We start from the raw sequence: 18140 nt of genomic DNA on the forward strand, positions 1-18140 counted from the left end.
GTAAACATAAAAGACAACGGACCTGCGGAATACCTCCCCCACTGACGAATTGCTTAAAAAATCAAGTTTTATATCAACGCGATGCAAAATCTAAAGAATGTTCTGGCTCTGCTCTTTTTTGTAGCTATGTCATTGAATGTAATGGCCGGTGGTGGTGGAGGAGATGTAGCCAAGTCAGCGGCTGCGTCTAAAGTACGCATCAAAGAAATTTCCTTGGTGATTAAGCAAAACCCACAGAACGCACAAGCCTTCGCAGAGCGCGCGGCCGCCAAGCTGGAATTGGGTGATGCCTTTGGCGCCATCAAAGACTACAACAACGCGGTGGAGATTGCTCCAAGCAACACTGAGTTTTTGCAAGCCCGTGGCAATGCCTTTGTAATGGTAGAGGCCTTCAAAGAAGCCTTAACTGATTTCAATACCGCGCTTTTAAACTCTACTTCTTTGGAGTTGATTTATGACCGCGCCGTGGCCAAGTTCCACCTAGATGACTATGAAGGTGCCCTAGCCGACTTAAACCAGGTATTGGCCGCTGCTCCCAGCCATTCTAAAGCGCTGTTCAACCGCGCCGTGGTAAAGTTAGACATGCAACAAACCGAAGGTGCCATTGCTGACTTAACTACCTTCTTAGCAAGCAACCCCAACCACGAGCAAGCTTTGTTCACCCTGGAGTTAGCCAAAACCCAATTAGCTAAAAAAGTAGCCAAGCGTTAAGCAACACTACTTACTCTATAAAGCAGAAGGGCCAGATGTTTTCATCTGGCCCTTCTGCTTTATATGTGTTTAGGAAGTCAAATTCTATATTTCGAAAAATCTCCCGTTTCCGTTTTTGGGCTCAATTATAGAATTGAGCCCAAAAGCGGAAATTGTTACTGATTACTTCTTAAGCCTCACAGGAAATTTAGCGGCACGTTCAGTTTTGCCCGGTCAGAGAGAATCTTTTACTGTTTCACTAAAATTTTACTCAAAGCATCCCAGACCACCACGCCTACCGTCACTGACACGTTCAGGCTGTGCTTGGTGCCAAACTGCGGAATCTCCAGTACGCCATCGGCGGCTTGAATCACGTCTTCCTCCACGCCAAACACCTCATTCCCGAACACAAACGCATGCTTTTGCCCAGCTTCCGGCTGAAAGTCAGCCAACGAGGTGCTGCCCTCCGTCTGTTCAATGGCCCACACAGTGTAGCCTTCGGTTTTAAGACATTCTACTGCTTCTAAGGTTGTGCCCACGTGTTCCCACTCCACCGACTCCGTGGCGCCCAACGCGGTCTTGTGGATCTCTTTGTTGGGCGGCGTGCCCGTGATGCCGCAGAGGAAGATTTTGGCCACGGCAAACGCATCAGCGGTCCTGAACGCTGAGCCCACATTGTGCAGGCTTCGCACATTGTCCAGTACCAACACCAACGGATTTTTTTGCTTATTTTTGAAGTCCTCCACCGAGTCGCGTTGAAGGTCATCCATGCTTAACTTGCGCATATATAAAAGAATAATCGGCGAATAAAAGAGTAATCGGCGAAGCCGAATCAACTGCAAAGATAGGACAAAGCAAGCTAGTCCAGCGTTTTTGGCCTCGTTTCTGAAAATGAAGCCGAAAACAGAATTTGACTGCACGCATTCCGTCCCCCTTTGAAGGGGTAGGGGAATGCTACGGCGGTTGAATAACCTGGAACTGCCGCAAGTTTAGCGCAAGCGTAACTTGTGGTTATAAACTTACAACGTGTTTAGCCAAAAGTTACGCTTGCGCTAAACTTGCGGCAGGCAGAAAGCCTTCTATGGCGCGGAAGTTTCTTCCGTGACTTTAGTATATCATTAGTCACGGAAGAAACTTCCGCGCCATAGAAGGCTTGAGAATAAAAGTGAAGTTTCGTTTTTGGCTCCATTTTCAGAATTGAGGCCAAAAACAGAAACCAAGATAGAAATTAGCTGCTGAAGCGACTTCTTCCAAAAAGTAGCACATCAGCACATTACCATATTAGCACATTAAATTTTGAGTAAAGCCGCCGAGTTCAGCGCCACGCCGCTGATGAAACAGTACAATGCCATCAAAGCCAAGCACCCGGGCGCGCTGCTGCTGTTTAGGGTGGGGGACTTTTACGAGACCTTCGGGGAAGATGCCATCAAGGCCAGCAAAATTCTGGGCATCATGCTCACCAAGCGAGGCAACGGCAGTGCGTCTGAAACGGCGCTGGCGGGCTTTCCGCACCACAGCTTAGACACGTATCTGCCTAAGTTGGTGCGGGCCGGTGAAAGGGTGGCCATCTGCGACCAGTTGGAGGACCCCAAAACCGTGAAAGGCATTGTGAAGCGCGGCGTGACCGAGCTGGTGACGCCTGGCGTGTCATTTAATGACCAGGTGCTGGACCAGAAACGGAACAACTATTTGGCCTCGGTGCATTTTGGGAAGGCCGAAGTGGGCATTGCGTTCTTGGATGCCTCTACGGGCGAGTTTCTGTTGGCGCAAGGCGATGCTGGGTATGTGGGCAAACTACTCCAGAATTTCGGCCCCGCCGAGGTCTTGTTTTGCAAGGGTCAGAAAGAAGCGTTTGCGCAAAACTTCGGGCCGGATTTTTGTCAGTTTGCGCTGGATGAATGGGTGTACAGCTATGATTTCGGCCATGACCTGCTCACCAAACAGCTGAACACAAAATCTTTGAAAGGTTTTGGGGTGGAAGGCTTGACCGAAGGCATTACCGCCGCCGGTGCCATTCTGCATTACATGGCCGAGACGCAGCACCATGACCTTCGGCACATTTCGGCGCTGAGCCGCCTGGAGGAAGACAAATACGTGTGGCTGGACCGGTTCACGGTGCGCAACTTGGAGCTGATCTTTCCGCAGCACCCCGAGGGCGTGCCGCTGATTGACATTCTGGACCGCACCATCACGCCTATGGGCGCACGGCAACTCCGTAAATGGCTGGTGTTGCCGCTCAAAGATGCCGCGCAAATAAGACGACGGTTAGATACCGTGGAGGCGCTGCAGGACCGTCCTGAGTTGTTGCAGGACATCAACCATTATTTAAAACAAATCCATGACCTGGAGCGCTTAATCTCCAAGGTGGCGGTGCGCCGGGTGAATCCGAGGGAGTTGCTGCAATTGTCGCGCGCGCTAGAGGCCACGTTGCCCATTAAGGAACTTCTGGCCGTGAGCGGCGTACCCGCCCTGCAGAAACTAGCCGACCAACTCTTGCCCTGCGAAAGCATACGCGAGGAAATCAAAAAGATCCTGAAGCCAGACGCGCCTGTGCTCACGCACCAGGGAAACATGGTCAACGACGGCATTGACGCCGAACTGGATGAACTGCGCGCCATCGCGTTCTCGGGGAAAGATTACTTATTGCAGATTCAGCAGCGCGAAGTGCAGAATACCGGTATTTCCAGCCTGAAGATTGCTTATAACAAAGTGTTCGGGTATTTTCTGGAGGTCACGCATGCACACAAAGACAAAGTGCCGAGTTCCTGGATTAGAAAGCAAACCCTAGTAAATGCTGAGCGCTACATTACCGAAGAGCTTAAAACCTACGAAGAGAAAATCCTGCACGCCGAGGACCGTTTGTTTGTGATTGAGCAGCGCATCTTCAATGAATTAATGCTGAGCGCCGCCGAGTTTGTGCCTCAAATTCTGCAGAACGCCCGCGCCCTGGCCGTGCTGGACTGCCTGGCGAACTTCGCGCAACTGGCCCGACAGAATGGTTACGTAAAGCCCGAAGTGGACGAAAGCACGGTGCTCAACATCAAACAGGGTCGGCATCCGGTCATAGAAAAGCAGCTGCCGCCGGGCGAGCAGTATGTGCCCAATGATATCTCACTGGACAACGAGGAGCAGCAAATCATCATCATCACGGGCCCCAACATGGCGGGTAAAAGTGCCTTGCTTCGGCAGACGGCCTTGATTGTCTTGATGGCGCAGATTGGCTCTTTCGTGCCGGCGCAGAGTGCCCATATTGGCGTGATTGACAAGATTTTCACCCGCGTGGGTGCTTCAGATAACCTTAGCCGGGGCGAAAGTACCTTTATGGTGGAGATGACCGAAACGGCCAGTATTCTCAATAATATCTCAGATAGAAGTCTGGTCTTGATGGACGAGATTGGCCGCGGCACCAGCACCTATGACGGTATTTCCATTGCCTGGGCCATTGTAGAGCACTTGCACAACGCACCCAAAGGACGAGCTAAAACGTTGTTCGCTACGCATTACCATGAACTGAACCAACTCACCGAAGATTTCCCGCGCGTACGCAACTTCAACGTGAGCGTGAAGGAGAGCAACGGCAAGATTCTGTTCATGCGCAAGCTGGTGGAAGGCGGGAGCGCGCACAGCTTCGGGATTCAGGTGGCCCAGATGGCAGGCATGCCTAACACCGTGGTCATTCGCGCCAGCGAGATCATGCACCACCTGGAACAGGAGAAGATAAGCCATCCGCACCAAGACCCGCAGGAGGTCATGAAGAGCCTTCCCAAGCAGCCGTACCAACTCAGTATGTTTGAACTCAACGACCCGCAGTTGGTCCGTATTAAAGAAATGTTTGAAAAGCTGGACATCAACACCATCACCCCCGTGGAAGCGCTCTTGAAGCTGAATGAGCTGAAGATGCTGGTGGACAAAAAATGAGTCCTGAGTAGTAAATAAGGTAGGTGGTGACTTTGGGTTTCTGTTTTGGTGCTCATTTTTAAGAACGAGGCCAAAAACGGGAACCGAGAAATCTCTTCTCCCTCTGGGAGAGGGCTAGGGTGAGGGAGATTTCAAAGAGCAATGGCTCATGATCAGGCCAACCTGAAAGTTGCACCCTCATCCTAACCTTCTCCCAAAGGGAGAAGGAACTGGGCTCCTGCGTTTTCGGGCTCATTTCTGGAAACGGAGCTAAAAACTCTCCGGACAAGGGCTGAACAGAAAAATTTCTGCCTGATTTTCAGCGGGATTAGCGGTTTTAGAAGATTTTTTTGGGCTGGGCTCTTGACAAAAGGGATTTTGTGTTTACCTTTGTATCACTAATTCAAACAGCGGATTAGTAAAACGCGAAAGTAGCTCAGTTGGTAGAGCGCGACCTTGCCAAGGTCGAGGTCGCGGGTTCGAACCCCGTCTTTCGCTCAAAGAAAAAAGACGTTGCCTCGGTGACGTCTTTTCTTTATCTGCCTATTTCGTTTTTCGCCAGAAAGACGAGGTCGCCGGGATGGTGGAACTGGTAGACACGCAAGACTTAAAATCTTGTTTCCATTAGGAAGTGCGGGTTCGATTCCCGCTCCTGGTACAAAACAAAAGAGCCGCTTCTAGTATAGAAGTGGCTCTTTTGTTTTTGCCAATTAAGAAGTTAAACTGAGGAATATCTTTAAATTGGCGCCGTTAGTAAAGTTGAAGCTATTTTTCTGAAGCTTACAGAAAATTTTAATAGTAATGCGCGCAAAACATTCCCATCTCCTCCTGCTTTTCCTTCTCCTAACCTTCACCACCCAAGCCCAAGTCCTCCGTAAGCGCACGGTAAAACTCATGGGGAGCCGGTTTGATATTTCCATTGTGGCCGCTGACAAGGCTACCGCAGAAAAGAGCATTGACGAAGTGGTGGCCGAGGTGACCAGAATCGAGCACTTGATTTCTGACTGGATTCCAGAGACGCAGATTTCTGAAGTGAACAGAATGGCGGGCATTGCACCGGTGCAGGTAGACGCAGAAGTGTTCGCTTTGACGGAACGGGCGCTTTGTCTCTCCAAAATAACGAAGGGTGGCTTTGACATCAGTTTTGCGGCCATGGACCTTATCTGGAAGTTTGATGGATCTATGGAGGCGATGCCCAGCCCAGAAGCGGTGAAGAAATCAGTGGAGAAAGTAGGCTACAAGAACATCATCCTAGACAAGAAGAACTCTACTATTTTCCTGAAGAAGAAGGGCATGAAAATTGGCTTCGGGGCGCTGGGCGAAGGCTATGCCACTGACCGTTGCCGTGACCTGATGCTGGCCAAAGGCATCAAAGCAGGTATTGTGAACGGCTCCGGGGACATGACCACCTGGGGCACACAGCCAGACGGCACCGACTGGATGATCGGTATCACCAACCCCCTGGACAGAGACACGCTGTTGGCCGTGGTACCGCTCAAGGAAGGCGCGGTGGTGACCTCGGGCAGCTACGAAAAGTTTGTGGAGTTCAACGGAAAGCGCTATTCCCACATCATCAATCCGGCCACGGGTTACCCGGTGACAGGGCTCACCAGCGTCACGGTGTTTGGGCCCAGCGCCGAGATTGCCAATGGGTTCAGTACGTCCATCATGGTCTTGGGACAGAAGAAGGGCCTGAAACTTCTGAAGAAATACCCCAATTACCGCTGCCTCCTTATAACAGACAAAGGAGAAGTCATTACCTCCCCAAACCTAGATTTAAGTCAGTTCAAATTGTAAGCAAAGGTTGGGTTTAAGTCGCTGGGCGATATCTAATTCAGAATAAAGTTCGATGAACTTATCCGGTAAAAGCGAGCGCTGACAGACTGAAAGCAGCGAGAACCTTTCTGTAGTAATCTCGGGGAAAACGGAAAGAGCGGAAATGGGACTTCCGTTTTCGGCTTCATTTCCAGAAATGAGCCCGAAAACGGCACAAGCTTCAATCAGGTCAAATTGATTTCATAAGGTTGTTTATCAAGGCCTTAGAAATGCCTTTCCGTTCATGTCATCTTCTGACTTGCTCCATTCCTGTATTTGGCTTCGTTTTGAGAAATGAGGCCGAAAACGGGAATTGGGCTTTAATAGCAGTCCGTCAGGATTTGGCCGTGGGCTTGGTAGTGGCTGATGCTTTCGCCGGACTGCGCCTGGCAAATGGTTTCTAGCAGAGCCAACACGTCTTTCTGCATGGCCAAAGAACCGCAAATCATAATTATGCCACCCGTTACCAAGGTTTGGGAAAGTTTCTCGGCGTCTCGCTGTAAGACATCATTCACGTAGTGCTTTTCCGCTTCGCGGGAGAGGGCCACTTGTAGGGTAGTCAAGTGTTGACTAGCCTGGTATTGTTGCAGGAACGGCTGGTAAAGGGCAAAGGAGGCGCTGTTCCTGAAACCGCAGTAGAGATGGATTGGGGTTTTCTGGCGGTTCTGATGAAGCATGCCCAAAAACGGGCCAATACCGGTGCCGTTGGCAATCATGACCACCTGTGGCGCCTTTTCAGGGAAATGGAAATGGGGGTTTTGGACAATGCGCGCCTGTAGCGTGTCGCCGGTCTTTAGACGGTGCAGGAGCTCAGAGCCGATGCCGTTGGGGTGTAACCTGACGCTTATCTGTAATTCCTGGTCCACCACGCCCAGCGAGTAAAGCCGCTCACGGTGGTCATTGGCCGGATAAATAGCCAGCAAATCGCCGGAAGTAATTTTCAGTTTTCTGGTTGGCTTCAGCCTGAGCAAGAAAGTGCCCTCAGATTGGGGCGTGCCGGTGTTGCTGGTGACGGTAAGCGTTTCCAGGCGTTTGGTATGCGGCTGAAGCAGCTCCGGCAGAACGGTCAGCTGAATCCCGCTCTGCTGGGACCAGGCCTCGGCCCACAACTTGAATTCCTCCGGAGACCTATCATTCACGGTATGGATGTCCACTGCCGGTGTGGCCCATTCTTGCTGGGTCAACGCTTGGTGCACTTCAAAAGCATACTGGCAGAAATCTGGGTATGCGTGCGACCCAAACCCCAGCACAGAGAACTGGACCGGCTTGGCCTGCGGGAACTTCTGGAGCAGCGCCCCGAACTTCTGCGCATTGGTAGGGGCATCGCCCAGGCCATAGGTGGCCGTAAGCACCAGCAAATGTTGGGCGGCTGGAAATACCTGGTATTGGTTCAGTTCAGTGATAAATGATTTCTTTCTCTGTTTGAGCAATTGCTGGTGAATGGCCTGCGCAAACCGGAAGGTGCTGCCGTTCTCTGAGCCCACTAAAATAACAAAATGACTTTCCTCTGCCGTGTAGTTGTTCTTAACGCGGTTGCCTCTTCGTTTTAACGTGATGGCAAACCCAGAGTAAATAAAGAACAGTATATTGCCGCAGGCCACCGCCAAAATAAGGGCCCATACTATGCTGGTTCGGCCGGTGTGCCAGTCCAGGCTCAGGGTGGTGAGCAGTTGGGCGGTGGGGTACTTGGCTTCGCTGAGAATGTCGCCGGTGATTTGGTTAACCGCCACTTCGCGGTCTTTTAGCTTGAGCGTAAAATAATCTTCCGGGTCCTCAGAGAACGGGAATTCAACTTCCAGAACCTCGCTCAAAGATGTTTCCTGGAAGATAGGAAAGTCTGAATATGATTTAGCAGGCTGGGTTTTAATGGCATCATAGTCCACCTGCATAGAAGTTTTCTCGGCAGGAATTAGCTCAAACCGAGCCAGGGAAAGATAGGTGCCGCTCAGCGCGATGATAAAGATGGGAATCAATGACAACCGGCCCAGCACCACGTGGTAGTACTGCGCGAAGCTGTCTTTGACTATTCTGGTAAAAAAGCACTTGAAGCCCCGCTGCCGCTGAAGAATGAGCATGGTGCCCGATACAGTAATCAGCAACAACAAAAAAGAAGTAAGCCCGATGATAAACCGGCCGGTCTCTTTAAAGAACAGAGAGCGGTGCAGGTTGGTGGTCCACTGGAAGAACTCGCTCTGTTTTTCAGGCGTGCCTAAAATCGCCCCGGTACTTGGGTTTACATAGACTTCAATGTTCTCTCCCTCTTCATTGCTGCCCTTTACCTGCACAAATCCGTGCACGTTCACCAACAGGTTAGAAATGCCAGGGTGTTTTTCCTTGAGAAGCGGTAGGGTCTGGGCCAAGGTGCGTTGCTCCGTGCCGTCTACCTTGTAGGGCTGCAGTTTCTCGGCTACGGGCTCCAGGGCCAGAATAGTGCCGGTGATGGCTGCCAGGGCTAGAAAAAGAAAAGAAGATACAGCCAGGGCTAAGTGGCTGTATCTCCAGATGGAAATGGTCATGCGGGTGGGTCAGGTCAATTAGCGCTGAAACGCACGTAGCGGATAAAACCAGTGCCGTCGTTCTTGCCAGAAAGTGCTTCAGTGGTCAAGGGAATCTCCAGGTCTTTCACGTAGTATTCCTTGTCTTCCACAGAGGTCTCAAAGCGCAGTTTGTAATTCTTGTTGATTTTGGCCGTCTCAATCTCAAACACGGTTACGCTGCGGTCACCGCCAGCCACGGAAGCCCCCGTAATGGCACTGATGTTGGCTTTTTTCCTGGTCTGGAACTTGTGCCACTCTTTCAGGCTGTTGTACCAGCGCTTGTCTGGGCCCATCACGTACAGTGTCTTTTCATATTGACCCTTCGGGTTGATGAGCGACACTACTATATAGGCTTCTTCGCCCACGTAGTTAGACATCTGCAGCAGACACTTGTACTTAGACGTTTGTGCCGAAGCTTGGAATGAAAAAAGGCCTGCCAGCAACACTACTAAGCCAAATCTAAGAAATGAAGTCATTCTGTTATTTTAAAAAATCAATAGATACGTTGTTTTTGCTCAGGAGCTCGTTTTCCTTGGCCAGGGAATAAGCCGTTTCATCAAACTCTGTGGCAATGTCTTTCTTGGCGCCAATAGATACCAGGTATTTCAAAATGGTGTCGTCTTTGGATAGCATGGCCGCTTTGTGCAGCACCGTAATACCTTCTTTGTTTTTGGCGTTCACATCAATGTTCAAAGGAGCCAGGCGCTTGAGCAAGGCCAGGTCATTTTTAATGATGGCCGCATGGTACAAGGTGCTGCCGTCTTTCTGAGGGGCCACCAAATTGACGCCTTTCTCTTGCAGGGCCTGCATCTTGGCTCCAAATTCATCTGGTGCGCCTGCCGGGGCTCCGCCTCTAGGCACTGCGTATGACTGTATCAAATAGTAGGCCAGGTTGTTTCCGTCTTTGTCCTGCACTTTGGAGTCTGCGCCTTTGCTGAGCAGAAAAGAAACAACCTCGGGTGAGCTGCTTTTTACGGCCATGGTCAAGGCAGATTCATTTTTGGCGTTCACGGCGTTGATGTTCTGCACTTTGGGCAATAGAAGTTCTACTAACGCTAAGTCTTTACCCGCCGCGGCGTTCATAAATGGAGTAATTCCAGCTTTGTTAGGTTTGTTCACATCTGCGCCCCTGGTCAGAAAATAAGAGACTAACTCGGTTTGGTTGGGTCTGCGCGCCAGAGCATGTAAAGCAGTTTCGCCGTCTTTGTCCGCAAACGTAGGTTTCAGTTTCAGGTCCTCTACCAAGTACTTGAAAACAGGCAACGTGTTAGCGCCACGCCGACTACCCTGAGCCGCCATCACTACAGCGTTATCAGTATATTTTACGCCTTTTTGCACCAGGTTCTTCAAGAAAGTTACATTAGCGGTTCTGGCTGCGTAGTTGAAAGCGGTGTTGCCGTCATCGTCTACATCTGTTAAAGACAAGCCTTTGGAGACAAGGTAATTGGTGAGTTTGAAGTCACTGTCATTGGCAATGCCTAAGAGTAACAGGTTAGCGCCGTCTTTGTACTTCTTTTTAACGTCTAGCCCGGCCTTGAAAAAGGCTTCATAGATAGCTGGGTTGCTTTGCCCCCCGTTAGCCGCGAAAGCCAGGGGCGTGTTGCCGTTACTATCTCCCAGGTTTATGTCGGCGCCTTTGGAGAGCAGGTGCTCCACTATTTCCACGTTTCCTCTGTTGGCGGCCCAGTGCAGGTAGATGCGGCCGTCATGGGTGAGTTTCTTGACAGGGTTGCCCGGTTGCGCCAGCAGGAATTTAATGGTGGCGTTGGGGGCGTCATTGTTGATGGCCAGCACGGTGGCGTCAAACAGGCCCGGGTTGAAAGCGGAGGCGCTGTTGCCTCTGGCTATCTCTGCCTGTACGGCGGCTACGTCTGGTTTCGCTTTCCAGAAAGCCTGGTCAAGCAGCGTATTCGCCTGTTGGGCCTTCACCCCAAACGTGGCCAGCAGAAACGTGAGCAGCAGAAATTTTTTCATAATGGTAGTAGAAGTTGTGGTCATGGCCAAGGGCTACCAAGGTAACGCTTAGGCGCTTTGATTATTTAGACTAATTCAAAATAATGACAAATATAGCAAGTGAAACGAAAACTAAAGGCTTCTTCTGGAATTTTCTTCTAGCTAGTGTCACCAGAAAGGGCGTTGGGGAGGGGCCTTGGCTTACGAGCAGAATGGTTTAGCGATCTTGTTTTGCCTAATGTTTGTTGACCGTTTATATTGCCAATGATGGGTGAAAAAAATCCAGTGGAAATCTGCAAATGATGAAATTTCTGGCGAAAATTCTGTGTTATCGGCTTGCAAAAAAGGCTTTCCAATTTTTTAGATTTAACAATCACAAGCAGCATTCATTTTATGATTCAGGAACTCACCAACTCGTTTGGGAAAGTATATTTAACCATTAAAACAGACGCAGTAAACAAATGGGTGCAGGTGAGTTGGAAAGGGTATCTTACCCCAGAAAATTTGCGCACCGGCGCCAAGGCGTACGTAGAGGTGTTGCAGCAGGCCAATTTCAACCGGGTACTCAATGACACCAGAGCGGTGATCGGGTCTTGGGACCATTCCATTGACTGGGTGTTGAACGAGTGGGCACCTAAAGCGGCGCAGGCGGGCCTCAGGTATTTTGCCATGGTGGCCGCCCCAGAAAGCTTAGCAGATACCACCGCAGGGGACTTCAGCAAAAAACTGGTGTCGTTCAAAGCCGAAGTCTTCCAAGATTTGCAGGCCGCCCAGGCATGGCTGGCCAAGCCCTATCTGGACCCTGTTGCCAGGTAAGAAGGTACTATTTAACTCTAAAAGTTTAAAGCATGCAGGCGCAGTTCTGGCTTTTCTATGCGGTTCTGGCAATCAGATACCTGGTTATTGCAGGTGGGGCGTTCCTGCTAGTGTATGTTTGCCTTCACAAGAAACTGGCCCGGCGTAAAATTCAGCCTTTACTCCCTAAACAGAAAGACTATTTGCGCGAGGTGGGACACTCCCTCTTCACGTTTTTGGTCTTTGCCTTCTATGGCGTGGTACTGTCCTCTGAGGCTGTGCAGCCCTACACCCAGATCTATACAGAGGTTTCCAAATACGGGTGGGCTTATTTTGGGCTGAGTGTGGTGTTGGCCTTGGTGATCCATGACACCTATTTTTATTGGACACACCGGCTGATGCACCACCCTAAACTGTTCAGGGCCTTTCATCTCACGCACCACCAATCAGTGAACCCTTCGCCGTGGGCGGCGTTTTCTTTCAGCCCGCTGGAAGCCGTGGTGGAGGGCGGGATTATCTTTGTGGTCGCGTTCCTGATTCCCATGCACCCGCTGGCCATTGTGGCATTCCTGTTTTTTATGACGGTGTATAATGTGTATGGGCACTTGGGCTATGAAATTTATCCGGCCTGGCTGGTGAATAGCCGCTTGGGCCGCTGGTTTAACACGTCTACCAACCACAACATGCACCACAAATTCTTCAAAGGGAATTACGGGCTATATTTCAGGTGCTGGGATGAATGGCTGGGAACCACTCATGCCAGGTATGATGAAACCCTGGCAAAATTGGTGGCACCACCGTCAGAGAAGAAAGCTACTCATTCAGCATAAAAAAAAAGGGACAGCCTAATACTAGGATGGGCAAACAGCTTAGAGCCACCTGAACACCTTTTTCATCCAATTCATTTTGTTAAGGTAGGGCGGGTAACGCAAAGGTACGTCTGGCCAGAATGTTTTGTGGAGCACACTTTTCTGGTGCGAAAACGCATCAAAACTGTATTTGCCATGGTAGCTGCCCTGCCCGCTGGTACCAACTCCGCCAAAGGGAAGGCGTGGATTAGCCAGGTGAGACACGGTCTCATTGATGCAAGCTCCACCAGAAGATGTCTGCGCCAACACCTGTTCCTGCGCCTGTGTAGAATTGGAGAAGAAATACAGCGCCAGCGGTTTAGGCTGAGCGTTTACCTGGGCAATGGCTTCTGTCAGGTTTTGGAAAGGCATTACCGGCAGAATTGGACCAAAGATTTCTTCCTGCATGATAGGGTGTTGCCAAGTCACCTCCGTTACCACCGTAGGGGCAATGTAGCGTTTGGCCGCATCTGTTTCTCCCCCAGTAAAAACAACGCAGGTTTTCAGGATCTCAGTAAGGCGGGTAAAGTGCCGGTCATTGATAATACGGGCATAATCTGGGCTTTGGGCCGGGTCTTGCCCGTAAAATTGAGCAATTGTTTTTTTTAACTGTTCTAGAAAAGAGGGCATGACGGTTTCCTGCACAAGCAGATAATCTGGGGCTACGCACGTTTGACCGGCATTGATGAATTTCCCCCAGACAATGCGGCGGGCCGCCACCTGCAAATCAGCGGTTTCATCAATGAGGCAAGGGCTTTTGCCACCCAGTTCCAACGTTACGGGTATAAGCTGTTGCGCTGCGGCCTGGGCCACCAGCTTGCCTACTGGTACGCTTCCGGTGAAAAATATTTTGTCAAAAGGTAGTTGCAATAAAGCTTGGCTTGTTTCGGCCCCACCTTCCACCACCGTGATATACTCTGCCGGAAAGTGGGATTGCAGCAAGGCAGCGGTCACTGCGCTGGTGGCAGGGGTGAGTTCTGATGGTTTCAAAATTGAGCAGCAGCCGGCGGCAATAGCACCTATCACCGGGGCCAGGGTAAGCTGAAAAGGGTAGTTCCAGGCACCAATGATCAAGGAAACGCCCAAAGGTTCTGAGTAGACCGCATCTTTTGAAGGGAAATTGAGAAGGCTAGGGCGCACTCGTTTGGGCTTCATCCATTTATGGAGATGCTTAAGAGTGAATTTGATTTCGGCCAGCAGTATGGCAATCTCAGTGGCGTAAGTTTCAAAGGCAGGCTTGCCGAAGTCCTCCGCCAAGGCAGAGATGATGTTCTTTTCTTCAGTTTGTATGGCCTGCTGCAGCCGCAGTAGCATCTCTTTTCTGAAGGCGTAGGTACGGGTGTAGCCCTGCCGAAAAAAGGTCTTCTGCCGCATGACCAGCGTGGTAAGATCAACCTGATTTGTCATAATGGATAATTGTTGATAGGCAAGATAGTATCCTGTACGCAGCCGAAAGCCAGGCAGATCACTATGCAGAAGGGTTAGGGGACATTTTTTGTTTTTTTGCCCCAAACGGGGAAGCAAATTGTTTTTAGTCTATTTTTGCTGAACCTACCAGAAGCCTGAAAAAAACCGCGAAGTTTACGCAGATTTGACTACCTCCCTTAAGGGCATTTGCGTAAGAAGGAAACTATTTTTGGTAAGGAGGAAAGCATTTATCTACCGTGAATTAAACAGAACAGACATGGCACCACGCAGCAATTATGATGATGAGTATGGCTATGATGAAGACGACTTCAACAGCAACCACCTAGACGACGAATTTTCTCTGGACGATGATGACGATGACCTGCTAGGTGGCGGGAAAGGAGGTTTTGGGCCAGATGATGACGAGGAAGTGAACCTGCCGTATGAAGGCGAGCTCTTCAATGAGATGCTGAGCAAACTGCACGGTACCCTGATCATGTACGGCGAAGATGACCCCACCTTGATGGACCTGCAGGCCGAGCTGCTGCAGATAGACTCAGACAAACAGGGCGCGGTAGATGAGATTTTCTACCTGGAAGAAGCCAGCCTCATTGCCAAAGTCCTTAAGAAGCACGTCAGCGCATCACCCAAAGTAAAGGAGATCCATGACAACTTCATGAAAGACATTGCCCGTTTCAGTGATGAGAAAGCAGAAGGCCACGTGGGTGACTATTATCTGGAAGACGAGCTTTAACAATCTCACCTTTGTGCTTCCTGGTATTGCCAAAAAGGTGGATGCCATAGAGGAAGGTAAAACCAAAATTTCCGTTTTCGGGCTCATTTCCAGAAATGAGCCCGAAAACGGAAATTTTTTTTAAAGGTAATTGCCGTGTGGTAGTTTAATGTCTCTTTACAAAATGGAATGTAAGCTTGAGCAGTTGGCAAAAAGAAAGGCACCCATTTGGGTGCCTTTCTTTTTGCCCGTAAATAAATCAGTTACTGCTTAATGATTCTCAGAACTGTGGAGAAACCTTCGCCAGTGATTTTCACGATATACGTTCCGGCAGGCAGATTGCTTAAATCCAGTGTCTGACCTGACCCAAGGGTGACTGCCTGGGCGGCGTATACTTTCCCAGTGATGCCTTGTATGGTTGCCGTAGCCTTACTGCCGGAAGTTCCGGTAAAGGTGAGCTGCACCAAGCCGGTGGTGGGGTTAGGGTAGGCGTTGGCCGTCACCGGCAGTTGAGTGCCTTTCACCACTACTATCTTGCTGAGTTCGTCTTTGCCATCAAAGTCTACCTGGCGCAGGCGGTAATACACCGTGCCAGCGGCTTGGTTTACATCTAATAGACTGTAACGAGCTTCAATAGTAGTAGTGCCGCTGCCTTTCACGTTCCCAATCACCTGGAAGGTCTTGCCGTCTACGCTGCGTTGCACTTCAAAGAAGTCATTGTCTTTCTCTGAGGCGGTTACCCATGTGAGCAATACGCCGTTGGGTTGTGCCTGGCCTGTAAAGCTTTTCAGGGTTACCGGCAATGTCACTCCGCCTGGGCCTGTTCCGTTGTTCACGGTCTGGTCTCTGAAGTCTGGTAAAGGAGCGTCTATTATCTGTGCAGGAATAGGTGTAATACCGCCGTTATCAGTGTCATATAAGTCCACCAAGCCGTCTTGGTCAGTGTCACGGTAATATTGGCCCCCGAATACAGGGTCAAGGAAGTTGGGTAAGCCATTGGCGCTCTGATCTAACCAGTCAGGAATAGTATTTGGGTTGTTTGTAGTCACTCCGTCAGTCGTAGTCACTTGGCCACCTAAATCTGAGCTGCCATAATAAGTGGTGCCAGTACGGTCATTGAAAGCCTGACCTAAAGCAATCAGTTCAGCTATGGCCGTGCCGTTGTGGTTGTAGTCAAAGCCTTCGTAATAATCTGGTGCCAGGTCACCGTCTGAGTCAAGTTCCAGGTAATCTGGAATGGCATCTGGGTTCAGATAGGCCGCGTCTGTGTTCACCGGGATCAAAGGAAGTCCGCCCCCTTCTTCGGTGTCAAATTCATCATTCAACCCGTTCTGGTCGGCGTCAACATTCTCGCCCTCTTCCGTTAATAGCACAGGCCTGTACCCAGCGGTATTTACCGAAGGTGCCTGCGCTTCAATTAAGTCTAGCAGACCGTCATTGTCGGTGTCTAGGTCATGGAAATCAGCGAACTTGTCTTTGTCTGTGTTTATATAATGGACGTATTCTAAGCCACTGGTCTGGGTCTGGGTTTGAGTCGGACCAGTTCCAGATGTTGTAATAATGGCGAAGATAGAAATCAGGTCATCTTCTGGGGTAGCACCTGCTTTCAGGGCACTGGTTGGGATTCCATCGTCTGTCACAGGGTAATCATTGGAGACTACCATGGTGCCTGAAGCATGCGTATAGAGCGTAGCATCAGGATTTTTGCCGCCATTGGCTTCGGTAACATTGGTAATGCCGTCGCCGTCCATGTCTACGTCTAAGCTGTTGACAATGCCGTCTAGGTCAATATCATACCAGTCATTGATGCCGTCATTGTTATTATCTCTGAAGGCACCGTAGCTTGGATGGGTATAAGTTTGGTCAGCATAAGTGAAATTGCTACTGCCGGGTTGAGTTGAGAAAGCATCTGCCGCTCCAAGATTAGCAATGAAATCTGTGATGCCGTCATTATTATCATCCAAGTCAGCTATTGCACCCTCAGGGTCGTTTTCATCTGTATAATCTACCACCCCATCATTATCCCAGTCTCTAGTGATGGCGAACTCTAATGTGGAGGTAGTAGTGCCACCTGCATTGTCAGTGGTTTGAATATCAATGGCATACGTCTCGGGGCGAAGCAGGAATTTATTGCTCACCACCAAGTTACCATTGGCTTGCAAACTGGTGCCCGCCGGTAAAACGTCGCCGTTGACTAAAGATGCAGATACAATGGTGCCGTCTCCGTCTATGGCTTGGCCTATAATATCATTGTTATTGAATTTATAGAAATGTTGGCTGGGGATTTCAATGGTATACTCCGCCTCACGGTCTTCTACAGTGAAGGTAAGGGTAGTGGTGTTGTTGCCGCCTGCGGTGTTTGCACCGTTAGGGTCAAAAGGAGCCGAATTAGTTTTAGAGGCTACATTGGTTTGGTCACCAAATGAGGTAAGTCTCACCGTAAGCACCAAAGAGGCGCTTGTATTAGAGGCCAACGCGCCAATGGTCCAGATGCCGTTGACATAGGTAGTACCCAATGAAGGTGTAGCGCTGATTAGCGTTGCCCCAGCTGGTAAAGACTCCAGTATCACCACATCAGTGGCATTGTTTGGACCAACGTTAGCCGCATTTACGGTTAAGGAGACAACGTCTCCTAAATAATATGGCCCAGCATTAGGCAATATTTGGCTGGTAAGCTCAATATCAGCCGCTTCTTCTATTGTAATTGTCTCAGTGGCTGAATTCCCTGTTGTCCCTGGGTTAGATTCTGTGTTGATGACGGTTGAGGTAGTGAATTGCTCGCCGGTGGCTATGGGTTTTACTTCTAAAATTAAGGTTGCTGTAGCTTGGGGACCCAAATCGTCAGGTGACCATCTGTTAGTCAAGGGATCATATGTGCCGCTAGAAGGAGTAGCTTTTACAAACTGGAGACCAGCTGAAATTGCTATGTCCACAGCAAACCCCATAGCCGTGCTTCCTGTATTCTGGTTAGTTATGAGAATGGTAAACGTAGTGTTCGTGTTGTTGTAGTGCGCCAGATCAGTCGCTGTGTTGGTAATGGTGATATCCGTTCCACCGAATAGGGAACCCTTTGTAAACACACCTGATGGAGCTAAAGGTATAGTGGAGTGTGCTCCCTTTTCAGGAGCCATGGTAGAGCTGCTTTTGTTTGCCTGACTAGCGGTAGAAAGAGAAAAGAAAGCTAAGAGCAATAAGAGTAACCGTGGAATCATATTGGGGAGGAACAGCAAGCAAGTAAAGGTTGACCTAAAAGCGAAGTCCTCTTGCAAGCGCCCGTTCAACTCGACAGGAATACGTATTTATACTTACTTAAGTTCATATAATAAATATATATAAATATATTAATCAAGTTGTGCTTATAAAGCTTGGGGCGTCTGTGGGTTACCTCCCTCTCAAACAGGATTTCGTAAGATTTAATAGCTAAAATATATTTCGCAATGAATGCGTCGCTTTTTAATAATTAGG

At 49.7% G+C, this 18140-nt stretch carries 12 protein-coding genes and 2 tRNA genes; 8 read left to right on the forward strand and 6 right to left on the reverse strand.

All coding sequences use genetic code 11. The annotated features are described in order from the left end of the window. Window positions 1-126 precede the first annotated feature (126 nt). On the forward strand, window positions 127-711 hold the full coding sequence (locus IMY23_RS16420; protein ID WP_192823127.1) for a tetratricopeptide repeat protein: 585 nt from the start codon (window positions 127-129) through the stop codon (window positions 709-711). A gap of 227 nt (window positions 712-938) precedes the next feature. Here IMY23_RS16420 and IMY23_RS16425 read toward each other — a convergent pair whose 3' ends face one another. Next, window positions 939-1460 (reverse strand): RNA methyltransferase, encoded by a 522-nt coding sequence (locus IMY23_RS16425; protein WP_225986529.1) that lies wholly within the window; start codon window positions 1458-1460, stop codon window positions 939-941. A gap of 562 nt (window positions 1461-2022) precedes the next feature. On the opposite strand from IMY23_RS16425, the gene mutS reads away from it, so the two are divergent. From mutS to IMY23_RS16445, 4 genes are all read left to right on the forward strand, one after another. Further along, window positions 2023-4608: a DNA mismatch repair protein MutS gene (gene mutS, locus IMY23_RS16430; RefSeq protein WP_192823811.1), complete on the forward strand. Its 2586-nt coding sequence runs from the start codon at window positions 2023-2025 to the stop codon at window positions 4606-4608. Between the two features lie 404 nt (window positions 4609-5012). After that, window positions 5013-5085: transfer RNA gene (locus tag IMY23_RS16435), tRNA-Gly, on the forward strand. Between the two features lie 76 nt (window positions 5086-5161). After that, window positions 5162-5245, forward strand: a tRNA-Leu gene (locus IMY23_RS16440). A gap of 143 nt (window positions 5246-5388) precedes the next feature. Next, window positions 5389-6384, forward strand: a complete 996-nt coding sequence (locus tag IMY23_RS16445; protein ID WP_225986530.1) for an FAD:protein FMN transferase — start codon at window positions 5389-5391, stop codon at window positions 6382-6384. Between the two features lie 338 nt (window positions 6385-6722). On the opposite strand, the gene IMY23_RS16450 is transcribed toward IMY23_RS16445, so the two are convergent. From IMY23_RS16450 to IMY23_RS16460, 3 genes are read right to left on the reverse strand one after another with little or no spacing between them, the layout of a single operon-like run. Further along, window positions 6723-8918 carry a PepSY domain-containing protein gene (locus tag IMY23_RS16450; RefSeq protein WP_192823129.1) on the reverse strand — a complete coding sequence of 732 codons (2196 nt, stop codon included), beginning with the start codon at window positions 8916-8918 and terminating at the stop codon, window positions 6723-6725. A gap of 14 nt (window positions 8919-8932) precedes the next feature. After that, window positions 8933-9415, reverse strand: coding sequence for a DUF2271 domain-containing protein (locus IMY23_RS16455; protein ID WP_192823130.1), 483 nt, complete (start codon window positions 9413-9415; stop codon window positions 8933-8935). Window positions 9416-9419: 4 nt separating this feature from the next. After that, window positions 9420-10937 carry an ankyrin repeat domain-containing protein gene (locus tag IMY23_RS16460; RefSeq protein ID WP_225986531.1) on the reverse strand — a complete coding sequence of 506 codons (1518 nt, stop codon included), beginning with the start codon at window positions 10935-10937 and terminating at the stop codon, window positions 9420-9422. A gap of 348 nt (window positions 10938-11285) precedes the next feature. Between IMY23_RS16460 and IMY23_RS16465 the strand changes: the two genes are divergently transcribed. Both IMY23_RS16465 and IMY23_RS16470 read left to right on the forward strand, forming a co-directional pair. Beyond that, the gene (locus tag IMY23_RS16465; RefSeq protein WP_192823131.1) at window positions 11286-11708 is read left to right on the forward strand and encodes an STAS/SEC14 domain-containing protein; all 423 of its coding nucleotides are present in this window, start codon (window positions 11286-11288) and stop codon (window positions 11706-11708) included. 32 nt (window positions 11709-11740) lie between these two features. Beyond that, the gene (locus IMY23_RS16470) at window positions 11741-12517 is read left to right on the forward strand and encodes a sterol desaturase family protein (RefSeq protein ID WP_192823132.1); all 777 of its coding nucleotides are present in this window, start codon (window positions 11741-11743) and stop codon (window positions 12515-12517) included. Between the two features lie 39 nt (window positions 12518-12556). Here the strand turns inward: IMY23_RS16470 and IMY23_RS16475 are convergent, their stop codons facing one another. Continuing rightward, entirely contained in the window at window positions 12557-13942 is a 1386-nt protein-coding gene (locus IMY23_RS16475; protein ID WP_192823133.1) for an aldehyde dehydrogenase, read from the reverse strand. Between the two features lie 277 nt (window positions 13943-14219). Here IMY23_RS16475 and IMY23_RS16480 point away from each other — a divergent pair, with 277 nt between their 5' ends. Then, window positions 14220-14696, forward strand: a complete 477-nt coding sequence (locus IMY23_RS16480; protein ID WP_192823134.1) for a hypothetical protein — start codon at window positions 14220-14222, stop codon at window positions 14694-14696. Between the two features lie 242 nt (window positions 14697-14938). Here the strand turns inward: IMY23_RS16480 and IMY23_RS16485 are convergent, their stop codons facing one another. Beyond that, a complete protein-coding gene (locus IMY23_RS16485; protein WP_192823135.1) occupies window positions 14939-17806 on the reverse strand; it encodes a T9SS type A sorting domain-containing protein in 2868 nt (955 codons plus the stop codon). Between the last annotated feature and the right edge of the window lie 334 nt (window positions 17807-18140).

Source organism: Rufibacter sp. LB8 (genome assembly GCF_014876185.1).
Classification (GTDB): Bacteria; Bacteroidota; Bacteroidia; order Cytophagales; family Hymenobacteraceae; genus Nibribacter.